This window comes from Paenarthrobacter sp. PH39-S1 (assembly GCF_030063245.1).
GTDB lineage: Bacteria > Actinomycetota > Actinomycetes > Actinomycetales > Micrococcaceae > Arthrobacter_M.
This window is the reverse complement of record NZ_JASISR010000001.1, coordinates 1-15,872: the sequence shown is the minus strand read 5'-3', so window position 1 is coordinate 15,872 and position 15,872 is coordinate 1. Positions and strand designations below refer to the sequence as shown.

Genomic DNA, 15,872 nt, shown 5'->3' with positions numbered 1-15,872 from the left:
AGCCCTGACATGACAATTGCCCCCGCCGTAAAGCACCGTCCGCAGGCCACCCTGACCGTGCTGCGGACGCACTGGCTCGGTGACCATATGGTGCGCGTTATCGCAGGAGGTGCGGGCTTCTCGGACTTCACCCCGAACAATTCCACCGATATGTACGTCAAGCTCCACTTTCTTCAGCCCGGCGTCGACTATCCGGAACCAGTTGACGTTTTCGCCCTCCGGGACACGCTTCCGCGCGAACAATGGCCGTCCACCCGCACCTACACGGTCCGCTGGGTGAACCCGGTGGCGCAGGAACTGGCCATCGACTTTGTGGTGCACGGAGACGAGGGTCTGGCCGGCCCGTGGGCCGCGGCGGCCCAACCGGGTGACCGACTGATCGTCTCCGGACCGGGCGGCGGCTATACCCCAACCCCGGACGCCGACTGGTACCTGTATGCCGGCGACGAGGCCGCACTACCCGCCATCGCCGCGGCGATGGAAGCGCTGCCCGAAGGTGCCGTTGGCCACGCTTTTCTGGAGGTCGACGCCGAAGCGGACATCCAGGAAATTGCCGCCCCGCGTGGAATGGAATTGGTCTGGCTGCTCCGCGAGGGTGAACCCGCCGGCACCAGCGCCCTGCTGACAGACGCGGTGGCGGCGGCCACGTGGCGCGAGGGAACAGTAGATGTCTTTGCCCACGGCGAGCGCGAATATATGAAAGCACTCCGGAAGATCTTCTTCGCCGGACAGGGCCTGGAGAGGTCCCAGGTCTCGCTTTCCGGCTATTGGGCCCGGGGGCGCAACGAGGACGGTTTCCAAGCCGAGAAGAAACTGCCGATCGGAAAAATCTGACCACCCTTCTGAACGCTGCTGAGCACTCTTCTGGAGTGTGCCGAGGGACGCCTCGGGCCGTGGGAATTTCCATACTGCGCGGATCCCTGGCGTTGGGGCACAATGGCTGTATGCCAGAACTTCCGGAGGTTGCCGGTCTGATCGGCTTTCTGCAGACAAATCTGTTGGGGGCAATGCTGACGCGGATGCAGGTTCTGTCCTCCGCGGCGCTGAAGACGGCCGATCCGTCCTACGCAGACCTGCAGGGGCTGCGGCTCGCCGCCGTGACACGGCACGGAAAGTTCGTCGATATGTCCCTCACCGCGCTCGGATCCCCCGACCTCCACGGTGCCGCGGCCGCCGCCGCGGATACCGAGGCTTATGGTGCCGCGGTCGCGGAAACTGAGGCTCACGCTTCCACTGCCGCGGATACTGAGGCTCACGCGGACTGGACCCCCGGGCCACTCCACCTGATCTTCCACCTGGCAAAGGCGGGCTGGGTACGGTACTTTGAAACGCCGTCGAACGCTGTGCTGCACCCGGGCAAAGGACCGATCGCTGCACGACTGACCTTCGACCAGGATTCCGCCGTGCGGAGCCTGGATCTGACCGAGGCCGGGACCAGGAAGAGCCTGGCGGTTTACGTCGTCCGCAGCCCGTCCGATGTACCCGGCATCGCCGCCCTCGGACCGGATCCGCTCAGCGCGGACTTCGGCGTTCCGGAACTGGCCGGCATCCTGGCCGCAGGCTCCGGCCAGCTCAAGGGTTTGCTGCGCAATCAGCGGGTGATCGCCGGAATCGGAAACGCCTACAGCGACGAGATACTGCATGCCGCGCGGCTGTCGCCCTTCGCCATCGCCCGATCCTTGGACGAGCCGGCCGTCAGGGCGTTGTACGACGCCATCGGGAACGTGCTCGGAGCGGCCGTTAAGTCAGCCGAAGGCAAGCCGGCCAGCGCATTGAAGGACACGAAACGGGCCAGCATGCGGGTCCATGGAAGAACGGGACAGGCCTGCCCCGTCTGCGGCGACGAGGTCCGGGAGGTCTCCTTCGCTGACACGTCGCTGCAGTATTGTCCGACCTGCCAGACCGGCGGAAAGATCCTCGCGGACCGGCGGACGTCCAAGTTCCTCAAATAGCGTCCACGTTGCAGGCATGTTGGCCTCGCCGACCGGAGCGGGCGGGGAAAATTCATGCAGGAGCGCTAACGGCGCCGGTTGCGCCGCTTCTCGTTGCTCCCCTGCCCCCGGGTCAGTGGACGTGCCAGATTATCGCCGAGCACCACGCCGGCGGCAACGGCCATGATGATGATCAGAGCATTAAACAGTCCCACCGCGCCTTCCACCGAGGCGGCTGGAGTGATGGTCATGACGAACATGGCGCGGAAGATGGACAACCCCACCAGCAGGAAAATGACGGACGGCACGGCGACAACCAGCTGCGGCGCCCCCATCCGCAGCGCCACGAAACGAGCCGCCATTCCCACGGCAACGGCGGCCACTGCGGGCGCGAATCTGTCGCCGAGCCCGGCCGCCGTGGCGACCAGCAGGACGCAGTACCCCATCAGCCCGATCAGGCCGGTGGGCAGCAGCAGCTTAATCTTGGTCTGCTCGGCAATGCCGATGGCCACGGAGGCCAGCAGCACCAGCGGCAGGGCGATCCATAAGGGCAGACCGCCGGACAGCGGCTGCGTCACGTTCAGGTCCCCGGAGCCGAAAAGCGATCCGCAGACCAGGGCCCCGGCAATACCGGAGACGATCGCACCAAAGGTCAGGAACGCGGACAGGAAACGTCCCGCGGCTGTCACGGGGAAGCCATTGATGGCATCCTGGACGGCGGAGACGAGCCGGCCGGAGGGCAGCAGCAGCAGAATACCGCCGGCCACCACCGTGGCAGGGGTCAGGGGAACGTTCAGCAGGGAACATGCCAAGGCTATCGCGGTCACCACAAAGGAGCTGGCCCCCGTGATGAAGAAGTCCGGCACCCGCCATTTGCCCAGGGTACGGGCCAGCAGCCCCACCAGCAGCGAGCTGAGCAACGCGACTAGCGCGCCGAAGGCGGCGCCACCGATCACTGCCACGACGATGCCGGCAAATCCGGCCTCCGCCAGGGTCACCATCCAGCGCGGGAAGGGCCTCGGGCTCCTGAGGATGACGTCCAGCCGGCGATACGACTCGTCGCGGCCCACCCCGCCGGAGACAATGTCGGTCACCAGCTCATGCACCAGTGCCAGGCCGGCATAGTTATTGGTCCACGACCGCACCACGCGCAGCAGGGTGATGGGCGTGGCATCCTTCTTGGCGTAGTTGATGATGACCGACTGGTTCGTGATGTCGACCTCGATATTGCGCAGCCCAAGCGCAGCGGTGACCGCGATGATGCTGGTCTCCACCTCCAGGGCCCCGGCCCCGTAGCGGAACATCGTTTCGGCCAGATGCAGCGCGAAATCGATGGTCTTGCGGGCCGAGGCATCCACCCCGCCCACCTGGATCATCGGATTCGCATAGGGGCTGCCGGCAAGGCGTTCCACGATACTCATCGGGGCCGTCGGTGGTGCTTCGCCCTGCACGAGCTTACGCAGCACACTCCGTGCCGCGTAATTCTGCTTCACTGCCGGAACCACGGGAATCATTCCGGGATGTTGCACCGAGCGGTTCCTGTCCTGTGACTTGTCGCTCATCTGGCCCTTCCCACCGGCTGAAGCCTGCTGTTGCTGCTGTTGCTGTTGCTGTTGCTGTTGCTGTTGCTCAGTAAAACTGCTTTCCTGTCCGGCGCGTATACAGTTGCCGGAAGAGCCGCTCACCGGCCACGGTCCATGCCTTATAGGTCAAGGGCCTGACCGCCAGATCGTAACAGCCCACAAAGTCGGTGACCGTTTTCGTGAAGCTGGTCTTAAACATTCCCAGCCCGTGATGCGGATGCGATGGGTCCTTCAACCGGTCTGCCGGCGGCGTGCCACAGAAATCGTACTCGGTGACGCCAAGTTCCTTTATGGCATTGATGGCAACCCATTGCACCAGGTGCGAATCCCCATACTGCGAGCGCTTCTGCAGCGATCCGCCGTCCTTATAGGTGCCCTTGTTTCCGTAGTTGATCACGAAGGCGCCAACCGACGGACGGTTGTCCTCGTAAACAAAGTAGAGCCGGCCCTGCCCCCGGCCGATGAACCCGTTCCAGAACCGGCGGTAATAGCCGTAGTCCCGGATCTGGGTGCTCCCCTTTTCGGCAATGGTGCCCGCCATCAGCACATACATGGACGTCAGGTTCTGCTCCGTCGGCTCCACCTGACGCACCTCGACGCCTTCGCGCAACGCCCGTCGGACCGCGTTGCGGCCGCGCGAATGCAGATTGCGCAGCAGCTGGTTTTCCTCCGGTGAAATATCCAGAATCGCGGTACTGTCATTGGGCTGCAGATTGAAAGTCTTGACCAGCCCGGCGTCCGCAAGAACGGCACGGGCCCGGGCACCGTCCACGATGTCCGGCTCGATCTTAACCGCAAAGACGTTCAGCCGGGCCCGCTTAATGAGTCCCACCGTGGCCGTCATCATGGCGCGAATGTCCGCCACGTCCGCGGCGTCTGGCCCCTTGATCAGATACCAGAGCCTGCCGAGCACGGGGAATGACTTTTCCAGCACCAGGTTGTAGCTGCGGTAATCGGAGGATTCGTACACCAGGTACAACGGCTTCCAGCCGTAGTCGCTCTTAACCTCCGCGAAGGCCTCCGACTGCAGGAGGTTGCCACCATTAGGATTCGCGGTGACATGTGCATCCCAGCCCGCAATCTCCGCTGGGGAGGCGAACCGGGCAGTGAATTCTGGCAAGAGACCCTCAATTGATTGGCGGCATTGTATGCAGCGTGGTTTGGCGGGAGATTTGGCGGCAGACGGCTGCATCAAGGTTGGCTGATGGACGTCTGCATCAAGTCTAACGGCCAGTGGCTGTGCCCTTCCTGAGGCGTTGCCCACGTCGGGAGGAGCACAAAGCAGAGTGCCGGAATTTCCGGGGAGGTCCACGGCTCACAGCCCGGCCACAGCATCGGGAAAGCACTTCCACGGTTACACGCTGAAGCATGAAGGACAACGAGCGCCGCCAGGGCGCCGGCAATCTCTGGAGCAATTATGAGTGTTTTAGCCCGTAGTGTGGGCAATGCCTTCCGCAATAAGGTCCGCAGCGGCGCCGTCGTCGTTATTCTGGCCGTCGCCATTGGGCTGGCCCTGTCCATGCTGGTGGCCAATCAGGCCGTGGCGGACAGGATCACCTCACTGAAGGCGTCCGTCGGCAACAACCTGACGGTGAACCCAGCCGGATCGCGCGGCGGGCAGGGCGGCGGCGAGCCGTTGACCACTGCCGATGTCAGCACCGCCCAGTCCGTGGCGCATGTCGGCTCGGTCAACGGGGCGCTCACGCTCCGGTTGAGCAGCTCCGGCACCGCCGCGGCATCCGCCACTGCACAGGGGGGCGGGCAGTCCGGCGGCCCGGGAGGAAGGGCCGCCGACGGCACCACCAGCCTGGTGTCCGCCGTCGACCCCGGCACCTTGGGTAACCGGGCGAGCGGCAGCACCGCCAGCAACTCGTCCGCTACCGCCACCTCCGGAGCCAGCGGCGGGACCGGGGCCGGCAACACCGCCGCAAGGGCCGGCTTCAGCATCCCGATCGAGGCCACCGGCATCAACGGATCGGTCAACGCCGCCGGTGCGGCCATCAACATCATCAGCGGGGCCGCCCTGAGCGATTTCGCCGGGACCTCCGCCCAGGCGCTCGTCGGCAGCACGCTGGCCGCCAAGAACTCCCTGACCGTCGGCTCCACGTTCACCGTCAACGACCGCACCATGACGGTGGCCGGAATCTTCGACGCCGGCACCGCCTTCGACAACAACGCGATCTATCTGCCGCTCGTGGCCGCACAGACGCTGACCGGCCAAACCGGCGAAATCAGCACCATGAGCGTGGTTGTGGACAGCATCGACAACGTGGATGCCACCAAGACAGCGCTGGCGTCGGCGCTGGACAGCACCCGCGTGGACGTCACCGCCGGCTCCGCCAATCTGGATTCCGCCATCGGCTCGCTCGGCAGCGTGCAGAACATCTCCCTGATTGGCTTCATCGCCGCCCTCGGCACCGCCGGTCTGATCGTGTTGCTGATCATGATCATGGTGGTGCGTGAACGCCGCCGGGAGATCGGCGCGCTGAAGGCCATCGGCGCCTCCAATCGCAGCATCGGAGTGCAGTTCGTCATCGAGGCACTGGTGCTGGTGGTCATGGGCTCCGTGGCCGGCGCGGTCATCGCGTCCTTCAGCAGCAATTCGATCGTCGGCGCGCTGGTCTCCAGCAACACGAGTACGACGACGGCGGCAGGCTCGGGTCGCCGGGCGGCCCTTGGTGCCGCGGGGCAGGCGGCCGGACAGGCAGTCGGTGGAGGCACGCGATTTCAGGGCAGCGGTCGGGGTGCCTTTGCCGGAGCGAGTCAGCTGATCGGCACCGTCAGTACCTCCGTTGGCTGGCAGACCCTGGTCCTCGGCGTCGTCGGCATCCTGGTCATTGCAGCCCTCGGCGCGCTGATCCCGGCGCTGCTGACAGCCAAGATCCGTCCCATCGAAGTTCTGCGAGGAGAGTAAGCCATGCTGGAAGTAAAAGACGTCGTCAAGGCCTTCAAATCGGGCGACCACACCATCAAACCGGTCAATGGAGTGACCTTCTCCGTCGGGCAGGGCACCTTTGCCGCCATTCTGGGCAAGAGCGGCAGTGGCAAGAGCACGCTGCTGTCCCTGCTGGGGGCGCTGGACAAGGCCACATCCGGCGACGTGCTGGTGGATGAGGTCAACATCAGCAAGCTGCCCGACGCCAAGCTGACGGCCTACCGCCGAGACGATATTGGTTTCGTCTTCCAGCAGTACAACCTGATCCCGAACCTCTCGGCGAAGGAAAACGTCATGCTGCCGATGGAATTCGCCGGTGTGTCCCGGGCCGAACGCAGCGTGCGTGCCGCCGAGCTGCTCAACCAGGTGGAACTGACTGAGGATATGCACGACCGGAAGGCCAACAGGCTTTCCGGCGGTCAGCAGCAGCGCGTTTCGATTGCGCGGGCCTTGGCGAACAGGCCCAAACTGATCCTGGCGGACGAGCCGACGGGAAACCTCGATGACGAAACGGGCGAACTCATCATCGAACTGCTGCGCTCGCTCTCGCATGAGAAAAACACGACCATTCTGGTGGTCACCCACGACCAGGCCCTGACCGGGAAGACGGACCGTAAATTCCGGCTGGCCCGCGGCAAAATCACTGAGATAACGGCCAGCTAGGGACGCTGCCCGGGCCGCTGGCCGCTGATGACGGGGCGGACCTGCGATAACGATGTTGCGCAACAGCGTCCTCGCTGGTCCGCCCCGTCGTCGCTGGTCCGCCCCGTCTTCTCGCTGGAGGGCTACTGTCGGTAACCCTCCACCTCATCAGCGGGACGCACGGCGGCCTCATCTGGATTCTGGCCCGCGTCTAGCTTGGCGCGCCGCTGCCGGAGCAGGTCCCAGCACTGATCCAGCTGGACCTCGAGGCGCCGGAGCTCCTCGCTGCGGGATTTCGACTCCCCCTCGGAACGGGCCACGTCGCGTAGGCCTTGCTCCTGCTGCACCAGTTCCTGAATCCGTTGATGTATCTGCTGACCATCCATCGCTGACTCCTCCCTTCGACCCGGCAGGACATATGTCCTTGCGTCCTAGGCTACGCAGTACGCGCGCCGCTGACCACACCCAACCCCATCCGTCATCAGGCGGGCAACGGCCTATTTCACGACGATGACCGGTTTCTGGTCCGGGCTTCCTTCCGGTGCCGGATGCGTTTCAACGTCGGCGGAGCGGGCGGCCGCCGACACTGCGGCTGCGCGTCCACCGCCGCCACGGTAGCGGTACAGACCGAGGGCGACGACGACGGCCGCCAGTCCGGCCGAAAGCAGCAGCGCCTCGCGGGTGTCCGGCAGGACGATCATGCCGGTGAGCAAGGCCACGATGCTGCCGATGGCGAGCCAGGTCAGGTATGGGAAGGCCCACATTTTTAGTTGCAGGTCCCTCGCGGCAGCACCCATCCTGCGGCGCAGGATCAGCTGGGACAGCGCAATGACCAGCCAGACGAACAGGGCGATCGCGCCCGAGGTATTGACGAGGAACAGAAAGACCGTGTCAGGGGCGATGTAGTTCAGGCCCACGGTGATGAAGCCGACGACGGTGGAAGCCAGGACCGCCGCAGCAGGAACGCCGCGCCTGGATATCCTTCGCAGCGCTTTGGGAGCGTCCCCACGGCTGGAGAGCGAAAAGATCATGCGACTAGCTGTGTACAGGCCCGAGTTCAGGCAGGAAAGCACAGACGTCAGCACGACGACGTCCATTATCACGCCTGCGCCGGGGATTCCGTACAGCTCGATGACGGCGACGTAAGGGCTCTTGGCCACCGACGCGTCGTTCCAAGGCAGCAGGGTAACCACGATGGCAATCGAGCCGATGTAGAAGATCAGAATGCGCCAGACCGTAGATTTAACCGCCTTTTTGACTGCATCCACGGGGTTGGCGGACTCGCCGGCGGCTATCGTGGCAATTTCCGCGCCGAAGAAGGAAAACACGACCACCAGGATCCCCGCCAACACGGCTCCGCCACCATTGGGCAGGAAGCCCCCGTTGCCGGTGAGGTTACTCATGCCGGGTGCTGCGACGCCGGGCAACCAGCCCAGGATTGCCGCCACGCCGAGCAGCAGGAAGATGGTGATTGCCGCGACCTTGATGGAAGCGAACCAGAATTCAAATTCGCCGAAGGATTTTACCGATGCGACGTTGGTCAGCGTCAGCAGCACCATCAGGATCAGCGCCCAGATCCACTGGTCCACTCCAGGCACCCAGCGGTGCATGATCGCGGCTCCGGCCGTAGCTTCCACGCCAAGAACAATGATCCAAAACCACGCATACAACCAGCCGATACTAAAGCCCGCCCATCGTCCCAGCGCTTTGTCCGCGTAGGTGGAGAAGGACCCGGTTTCCGGATTGGCAGCGGCCATCTCCCCCAGCATGCGCATCACTAGAATGACCACTAAACCCGCGGCGGCATAGGCAATGAGGATGCCCGGACCCGCCTGCTGGATTGCGACACCGGAGCCGACGAACAGCCCTGCACCGATCACGCCGGCGATGGCGATCATGGACAGATGCCGCGGTTTGAGCGTTTTGGAAAGTTGTGGGTCTGCAGTCACTGCTGATATCCATTCTGTTCTTCGACTCTGTTCTTCGACGTCCCGCGGGCCACTACGTGCGGCCACTGGTATCGAAAAGCGTGGGCTGTGTCACAGCCCGGGTTTTACTGTAACGGCAGTTCCGAATGCGGCCTATGTGCAGTTGGACAGTTGAGGCGTCCCGCTACTGAACGGACGCCCTTTTAGGGAGCCTGCCGGCCATTAACTAGCATGGAATCATGACGTCTCCAGCAGAACCTACCGTGATCGGTTCCATTGCCTACCAGGGCGAGCCCGGAGCGAACTCGCACATTGCCTGCCTCGAGGCCTACCCGGGCTGGGAGGCCCTGCCGTGTTCCACCTTCGAGGACGCCTTCGCCCTGGTCACGTCCGGTGAGGCACAACTGGCCATGATTCCGATCGACAACTCGGTGGCGGGGCGGGTAGCGGACATTCACCTGCTGCTCCCGGACACTAGTCTGCAGATTGTCGGCGAGCACTTTCTGCGAATCCGCTTTGATCTGCTGGGTATACCCGGTGCCACCATTGACCAGGCACAAGAAGTTCACAGTCATGTCCACGCCCTGGCCCAATGCCGCCGCTTCATCCGCGCTCACGGCCTCAAACCGGTCGTTGCCGGGGACACAGCCGGGTCCGCCCGCGAGGTACGCGACTGGAACGATCCGAGTAAGGTTTCGCTGGCTCCGCCGCTGGCCGCCGGCATGTACGGGCTGGATACTCTGGCCAAGGATGTGGAAGACGAGCACCACAACACCACCCGATTCGTGGTGCTCTCTCCCCCACAAAGCTACCCGGAGGCCGGTAGCGGGCCGCTGGTCACCAGCTTCGTTTTTCGGGTCCGCAACATCGCTGCATCGCTGTACAAAGCGCTCGGCGGTTTCGCGACCAATGGCGTGAACATGACCCGGTTGGAGAGCTACATGGTGGATGGTGAATTTTCCGCCACCATGTTCATGGTGGATGTGGAGGGCCATCCCGAGGACCGCGCCCTGAAACAGGCTTTGGCGGAGCTCACCTTTTTCAGCACCGAGTTGAGGATCCTGGGCGTGTTCCCCGCACACCCCTACCGGCAGACCAAAATATCGGATTAGACCCTGATCCGCGAACAACTGATCGGTACGTCGTCGAAGCAGTCACGGCAGCCGTCCGCTGAGCGGGCGCGGACGTCCCCTTGGATCCCCCCTGTTACCCCCGTTACCCCCGCGGGACTATGCTGATCCGATGCGAACGGCTACCGAAATCCCCGGCTGGCTGCAGTACATCTCTGCCGCCGCGCCCTTGGCCATATTGGTCGGCGCCGTGATCGCGGGGGCCATCGGCCTGGTGACCCTCGTCGAGCGCACACGCGCCGACAGACGGGATCAGTTCTGGCAGCGCCTGCAGTGGGCCATCGACGCAGCTATCTGTACGAACGATCGGATCCGGCAGCGGACCGGCCTTATCGTACTGGCCCGATTGGGAGTCAGTGACCTCTGCCGCGATGAAGACGCGGATCTTCTCCGTGACATCGCCGACGGCGTCACGGCCGAGTTGCTGGCCGCACCAGTGGACGGGACCGCAGCCCCGGACGATAATGAAAAGACAGCACATGAAGAAGGTGACGCTAGTGGCAACTCCAAAAGCTGAGGAAATGCAACCGAAGCTGATTAGGAAGCTGTCCCCGTCCGGCCATTACGAGGTATCGCTGCCCACTCAGAGCAGGACCGTCGTGGTGGCGAACAGGGAAGATGCGCTCGTGCTCGAAGCCGCGGAAAACCTCCGCCGCGCCCTGGATTCGCGGCACAGCAAACGCTAGCGGCCGTCGTCGCCGACCATGCAGAACCCGCCGTCGTTGACATGCGAGAAGAACTGCGACCCCGCACCGATGACAAACACCAGTAGGGCCAACTGCCCCGGCTGAAGGTTGCCTGCGCCGAAAGGTGCCCCGCCAGCGGACCACAACGCCGGCCGCAAAAAGTCGCAACCGTGGCAGACTCGGAGGCCGGCTGCGCAGCAGGGTGGCCACCGGCGGGTTACGTTGGGGCGACTACGATGACGGTATTAACCAGTTGCCTCCCGTCGGCGGCCCGCATCACCCCGACGGGTTGAGATGAAGGAATGCTGACGGGAACGATCTATCGACGAGCATCGTCCTTATCTCGCTGATCGCCGGGGCTGCGCCGCTCTTGGCCTCACTGACCGGTCGAGTTGCAAAGGTGCCTCTCGTAGTTTTCGAGATCGTTTTGGGTATCGTCATTGACCCGAGCATGCTCGGCTGGGTGCAGCCGACGGAGTTCATCAAGACGCTCTCCGAACTTGGACTAGCCATGTTGTTCTTCATGGCCGGCAACGAGATTGATTTTGCCGCGATCAAGGGACGCCCTGTCAATCGGGCCGCGCTGGCCTGGCTGATCTCCCTTGGCGCGGGAGTTGCCGCCGGCGTGCTGCTGACACCCACACCCGAGGCCGGAGTCCTGGTCGGGATCGCGCTCTCGTCAACGGCCCTCGGAACGCTTCTGCCAATACTTCGCGACGCTGGGGAAACCAAGTCACCTTTCGGACGGACAATTACGGCCATCGGCACGGTCGGCGAATTCGGACCGCTGCTGGCAATCTCGCTGTTTCTGAGTGGCCGGAACCTGGGACCATCCGCCATCCTCCTGCTGGTATTTGTCCTCATCGTCGGACTTTCCATCTGGCTGACTGGGCGAGGAAAGCATCAAAGCGTTCACCGGCTGATGACGGCGACCCTGCACACCAGTGGCCAGTTCGCCGTCCGCCTCGTTCTCCTCATCATCGCCATCCTGGTCGCCCTGAGTCTCATATTTGGTCTGGACATGCTCTTGGTGGCGATTGCGGCAGGCATTCTCTGGTGCGTTCTGATGGCAGGCGCCAGCCGGCACGACGCGGAAGTTGTCGAAATCAAGCTTGCAGCTGTCGCCTTCGGGTTACTGGTACCGGTCTTTTTCATCAATACCGGTATCTCGTTTGACCTTGCCGCGCTCCTGGCCGATCCGTTTATTCTTGCCCTGGTGCCCATATTCCTCATCCTGTTCCTGGTTGTGCGCGGCCTGCCGAATCTTCTGGCAGCACCCGTTGACGCTACCTGGTCGGACCGGCGCGCGACCGTCTTATTTAGTTCGACGGGTCTGCCCATCACCGTTGCCGTGACCGCCATCGGCAGGAGCAGCGGACTCCTCCCTTCGGGAATTGCGACCGCCCTGATCGGCGCGGGGATGCTGTCGGTACTGCTCTTCCCGTTCCTTGCCCTGGATCAACGACGACGGCGCCCCTCTGCCGTACCGCCCGATTCCAGCCGCACGACGGCGTGAACACCCCGTCTACTGGCTGCAGCGGTACCCAGGATTCCCGGGAGGCCTACGCTGGCACCATGGATTCTCACGAAGTGCTGCTGGCCAACTACCCGGACGGGGCCGTCGAGGCACGAAATTTCAGGATCGAAACGGCGGATGTCCCCGAGCTTGGCCCCGGCCAAGTGCTGGTGCGCCTGCGCCGGCTGGGCCTGAACGCCGGGCTGGCCAACCGGATCGGCGGCCCGGACACGGCCTACGGCCCGGGCATTCGTCCGGGCGACGTGCCGGCGAGCGACGGCGTCGTGGAGGTTCTTGACTCCCGCAGCGATCTGTTCCGCCAAGGCGACCTCGCCGTCCGAAAATCACCGTGGCGCAGTGTTGGAGTAGCCGCTGTCGAAGAGCTGCACCGCATCCCCACACTCGAAGCGGACGTCCCGCTGGAGGCCCATCTGACGGTGCTTGGACATGTCGGCTTCACCGCGTACACCGGCCTGATGCGCTTTGGCGGTGTGCGGGCGGCGGACACCGTCTACGTTTCTGGGGCGGCCGGCGGTGTGGGCAGCTGCGCCCTACAGTTCGCCAAGGCCGTCGGCGCCACCGTGGTTGGCAGCGCCGGTTCGGCTCAGAAGGTGCGGTTGCTGGGCGAATTGGGCGCTGACGCCGCCTTCAACCACCACGACGGCGCGGCCCTGGACCTGCTGCGCGCAGCGGCCCCGGACGGGATCGACCTGTTCTATGACAACGTTGGCGGAGAACAGCTGGAAGCCGCTCTGGAGGTGCTCCGCTTTGGCGGGCGCGTCGTGATCTGTGGCGCCGCGTCCCAGTACGGGAGTGGTGGCGAGCGCCGCGGCCCGGCGAACTACATGCGGATGATCTACCGGCAGCTGACCATGCGCGGCTTCGACGTGACATCGAACGAGGACCTGCGCGAGGACTTCGAGTCCGACGCCACCCGGTGGTTGCGCGCCGGGAAAATCCGCAGTGTCCACACCGTAATTGATGGCTTTGGCCGCATCCCGGAGGCTTTCGCGTCGCTCCTTTCCGGCGGCAACAGCGGCCGCATGATTGTCGACTGCGACGGCTGACCACGGGGGCTTGCTGCAAGGCGGGCCAGTCCGTGGATCGATACCCCTAGCCTTGCACTCCGCGATCAACGTCGAACCCTGGCCATCAACACCCAGAGCTGGGCCTCCTCAGCGATCCGATCCTTCGTCAACGACATACGCGACGCCTCACAAATAAAAGGGGCAACGACCGATTGGACTCGCCACCGGCTTGCGGACACCCAAAGCTGGTGGACCAGATCTAAGACACCTCAACGGGTTACACGGTCGCATCGTACGAGTGTTACCCAAGCCGAGCAAAATCAAAAGCATGCGCCTCTGGTTCCGCCTATAGTGGGGCCGTAGAGCGGACCCTTGAAAGGACCAGACCATGAGCACCACCTTCAGCCCAGAGGAAAAAGCTGCAATGCGCGCGGCGGCTGCCGAAGCGAAGGCTGCAAAGCTGGGAGCCGATCTGGAGGCAGCATGCCTCGCTGCAATTGCCGAGATGACCGGCACGGACAAGGAGTTGGCTCAGACTCTGCACCAGCTGGTCAAGAGGCACACTACTTTGGGGGCAAAGACGTGGTACGGCATGCCGGCGTACATCAACACTGATGGCAAGGTGGTGGTGTTCTTCCAATGCGCCGCCAAGTTCCAGGTCCGGTACGCCACCATCGGCTTTCAGCCCGATGCCAATCTCGACGAAGGCAATTTCTGGCCGAGCTCTTTTGCCGTGACCAAGCTGACCGCGGCCGATCAGAAGCGACTGGTGGAGTTGCTGAAGCGGGCCGTCAGCTAGGCGTAGATCCCATAGACGTAGTGATCAACGAGGCCGCCCATACTCTGTCTCATGGAGGATGGTTAGGCGGCCACTTGCGTTTCCAGCAGGCGATGGTGAATCGTGCTGGCGACGCCGATTAGCATCCGCGGACGCGCGGTCAGGCGGCCACGACGCTCCGCCGGCAAGTGGGCGGGGAAGACCCGGACATGATTTTGATCAGCGAACGACCTGCTGAAGTCGTTGACCGCGCCGTCGCTGGCCATAGGGATGCCGACCTGACGAAGGCACTTCAAGCGTCGTTGCCATTACGCACCTTCCCGATTCTGAACAAGCCGGACACCCAGACGCTGCCATGCCTCAGGAGCCATCTACCCGCGGTGGCCCACACCGATGCCTCAACGCAGGTGGCCCTCAACTGCTCGCTCATCGAACGCATGCAACCTGCCACAGCCATCGCGGAGCCCCGGCAGCTGTGGAAGGCGGCCTGGACGGCCCCGGCATGCCGGACGACGCCGCCGCCGCCGCGGTGGAGCCGGGTCGAACGCGGCGAAAGAGTCCTCCTGCACCTGTACACCAAGGCAGACCGCCTACCAGGTCCCGTACATGCGCGGGCCCGGAATTGAGGGCATGGGGTTCACATGAGGATATCCGTCGACGCGTCGCGAGCACGGTTGGCCTCGGACCATGTGTCCCCGTCGGTGATCTCTCCACCGGAAAGCACCGCAAGAAAGTTGCCACGAAAGGCTGCCGCTATTGACCAGGAAGTGAAGAAGGCCAAGCCGGCGCCCGATATGGCCCGTCTGGATGATGGGCCGGTGCCGACGGTCAGAAACTGACGGGGGCCCGTGAAATGTGGCCCTTCCAGGAGCCGCTTTACACAGCGCATCCATGCGAGGCTGGCGCCGATAGCGCATCACGGAAGCGCCGAGTTAGGGAATCCTTCCCACGATGTTACCGCCAGCAGACGTTGGGCGGGAGATCTCGCCCGCCCCCGCTGTTGATTCCTGACCTTGAAATCTGCCGTTGCACGTCTGGCGCTGTAGTTGCCTTTGGTGGCCCGTAGGCGTAGGGGTATTTCACCTGTGTTGTGATCGAGGGCCGGTCCATGGCGGGATCGATCGAAAATTCATAGCGTAAGAATGACGCCGACCTCTACCCAAATGTAGGAAAAGTCACTATTGTAAGATTGTCGACAATCGACAGTAGTAAGTGAAGGGTGCGGGCTATGGGCAAGTTGGAGAGAATCTCGATGAAGGACCGCCTTGCGACGGAGCTTCGGCGCAAGATACTGGCGGGAGATCTTCCGTCGCACTCCCGCATCACCGAGCAGGATCTCGCCGACGAGTACGGGGTCAGCCGCGCCGTGGTGCGGGAGACCATGCTGGTCCTTGAGCTCCAGGGGCTCATCGTGTCCACACCCTATAAGGGGTCCGAGGTCGCTTCGATTTCGCGCACTGAAGTCGAGGGACTGCTGTTGCCGATCCGTATCCAGATCGAGCAGTTTGCCCTCAAGGAAGGGCTGGCACTCTTTGACGCCGACACGTATGAAGACTTTGGGAGTGTCCTGGCCGAAATGGAACGAGCGATCTATAACAAGGACATCGAAGCCTTCAACGAGGCCGACATGCTTTTCCACGCCATCATCGTGGACGCCTCTCCGACGGACTCTGCGCGAAGCATCTGGGATTCCATTCATCCACGGATCAGGATGC

The 15,872-nt window shown here is 63.5% G+C and carries 17 protein-coding genes; 11 read left to right on the top strand and 6 right to left on the bottom strand.

The features are described 5' to 3' along the window. Positions 1-9 precede the first annotated feature (9 nt). Together QMG52_RS00085 and QMG52_RS00080 are read left to right on the top strand one after the other, a co-directional pair. Positions 10-834 (top strand): siderophore-interacting protein, encoded by an 825-nt coding sequence (locus tag QMG52_RS00085; RefSeq protein ID WP_283558405.1) that lies wholly within the window; start codon positions 10-12, stop codon positions 832-834. 110 nt (positions 835-944) lie between these two features. Beyond that, positions 945-1,952: a DNA-formamidopyrimidine glycosylase family protein gene (locus tag QMG52_RS00080; RefSeq protein WP_283558404.1), complete on the top strand. Its 1,008-nt coding sequence runs from the start codon at positions 945-947 to the stop codon at positions 1,950-1,952. Between the two features lie 65 nt (positions 1,953-2,017). On the opposite strand, the gene QMG52_RS00075 is transcribed toward QMG52_RS00080, so the two are convergent. Together QMG52_RS00075 and QMG52_RS00070 are read right to left on the bottom strand one after the other, a co-directional pair. Continuing rightward, positions 2,018-3,493, bottom strand: coding sequence for a threonine/serine exporter family protein (locus QMG52_RS00075; protein ID WP_283558403.1), 1,476 nt, complete (start codon positions 3,491-3,493; stop codon positions 2,018-2,020). Between the two features lie 67 nt (positions 3,494-3,560). Continuing rightward, positions 3,561-4,634, bottom strand: a complete 1,074-nt coding sequence (locus QMG52_RS00070) for a lipid II:glycine glycyltransferase FemX (RefSeq protein WP_283558402.1) — start codon at positions 4,632-4,634, stop codon at positions 3,561-3,563. A gap of 297 nt (positions 4,635-4,931) precedes the next feature. On the opposite strand from QMG52_RS00070, the gene QMG52_RS00065 reads away from it, so the two are divergent. Together QMG52_RS00065 and QMG52_RS00060 are read left to right on the top strand one after the other, a co-directional pair. Next, positions 4,932-6,428, top strand: coding sequence for an ABC transporter permease (locus QMG52_RS00065; RefSeq protein WP_283558401.1), 1,497 nt, complete (start codon positions 4,932-4,934; stop codon positions 6,426-6,428). Positions 6,429-6,431: 3 nt separating this feature from the next. Beyond that, positions 6,432-7,112, top strand: a complete 681-nt coding sequence (locus QMG52_RS00060; RefSeq protein ID WP_283558400.1) for an ABC transporter ATP-binding protein — start codon at positions 6,432-6,434, stop codon at positions 7,110-7,112. Positions 7,113-7,234: 122 nt separating this feature from the next. Here the strand turns inward: QMG52_RS00060 and QMG52_RS00055 are convergent, their stop codons facing one another. Continuing rightward, entirely contained in the window at positions 7,235-7,477 is a 243-nt protein-coding gene (locus QMG52_RS00055; protein WP_283558399.1) for a DUF2630 family protein, read from the bottom strand. Between the two features lie 111 nt (positions 7,478-7,588). After that, entirely contained in the window at positions 7,589-9,040 is a 1,452-nt protein-coding gene (locus QMG52_RS00050; RefSeq protein ID WP_283558398.1) for an amino acid permease, read from the bottom strand. 218 nt (positions 9,041-9,258) lie between these two features. Between QMG52_RS00050 and QMG52_RS00045 the strand changes: the two genes are divergently transcribed. The 3 genes from QMG52_RS00045 (at position 9,259) to QMG52_RS00035 (ending at position 10,835) form a co-directional block, all read left to right on the top strand. After that, complete coding sequence (locus QMG52_RS00045; RefSeq protein ID WP_502920410.1) at positions 9,259-10,131, top strand: prephenate dehydratase; 873 nt, start codon at positions 9,259-9,261, stop codon at positions 10,129-10,131. Positions 10,132-10,261: 130 nt separating this feature from the next. Beyond that, positions 10,262-10,666 carry a hypothetical protein gene (locus QMG52_RS00040; protein ID WP_283558397.1) on the top strand — a complete coding sequence of 135 codons (405 nt, stop codon included), beginning with the start codon at positions 10,262-10,264 and terminating at the stop codon, positions 10,664-10,666. Between the two features lie 4 nt (positions 10,667-10,670). Continuing rightward, the gene (locus QMG52_RS00035) at positions 10,671-10,835 is read left to right on the top strand and encodes a hypothetical protein (protein ID WP_283558396.1); all 165 of its coding nucleotides are present in this window, start codon (positions 10,671-10,673) and stop codon (positions 10,833-10,835) included. On the opposite strand, the gene QMG52_RS00030 is transcribed toward QMG52_RS00035, so the two are convergent. Continuing rightward, positions 10,832-10,981 (bottom strand): GntT/GntP/DsdX family permease, encoded by a 150-nt coding sequence (locus QMG52_RS00030; protein ID WP_283558395.1) that lies wholly within the window; start codon positions 10,979-10,981, stop codon positions 10,832-10,834. The genes QMG52_RS00035 and QMG52_RS00030 overlap by 4 nt on opposite strands. Before the next feature lie 254 nt (positions 10,982-11,235). Between QMG52_RS00030 and QMG52_RS00025 the strand changes: the two genes are divergently transcribed. The 3 genes from QMG52_RS00025 to QMG52_RS00015 all read left to right on the top strand — a co-directional run bounded on the left by QMG52_RS00025 (position 11,236) and on the right by QMG52_RS00015 (position 14,178). Then, complete coding sequence (locus tag QMG52_RS00025; protein WP_502920409.1) at positions 11,236-12,351, top strand: cation:proton antiporter; 1,116 nt, start codon at positions 11,236-11,238, stop codon at positions 12,349-12,351. 59 nt (positions 12,352-12,410) lie between these two features. Next, positions 12,411-13,418, top strand: coding sequence for a zinc-binding dehydrogenase (locus tag QMG52_RS00020; RefSeq protein ID WP_283558394.1), 1,008 nt, complete (start codon positions 12,411-12,413; stop codon positions 13,416-13,418). A gap of 349 nt (positions 13,419-13,767) precedes the next feature. Next, on the top strand, positions 13,768-14,178 hold the full coding sequence (locus tag QMG52_RS00015) for a hypothetical protein (protein WP_283558393.1): 411 nt from the start codon (positions 13,768-13,770) through the stop codon (positions 14,176-14,178). A gap of 62 nt (positions 14,179-14,240) precedes the next feature. Here QMG52_RS00015 and QMG52_RS00010 read toward each other — a convergent pair whose 3' ends face one another. Next, positions 14,241-14,423, bottom strand: a complete 183-nt coding sequence (locus QMG52_RS00010; protein ID WP_283558392.1) for a hypothetical protein — start codon at positions 14,421-14,423, stop codon at positions 14,241-14,243. 962 nt (positions 14,424-15,385) lie between these two features. Between QMG52_RS00010 and QMG52_RS00005 the strand changes: the two genes are divergently transcribed. After that, a partial coding sequence (locus QMG52_RS00005) for a GntR family transcriptional regulator (RefSeq protein ID WP_283558391.1) occupies positions 15,386-15,872 on the top strand: 487 nt, incomplete at its 3' end.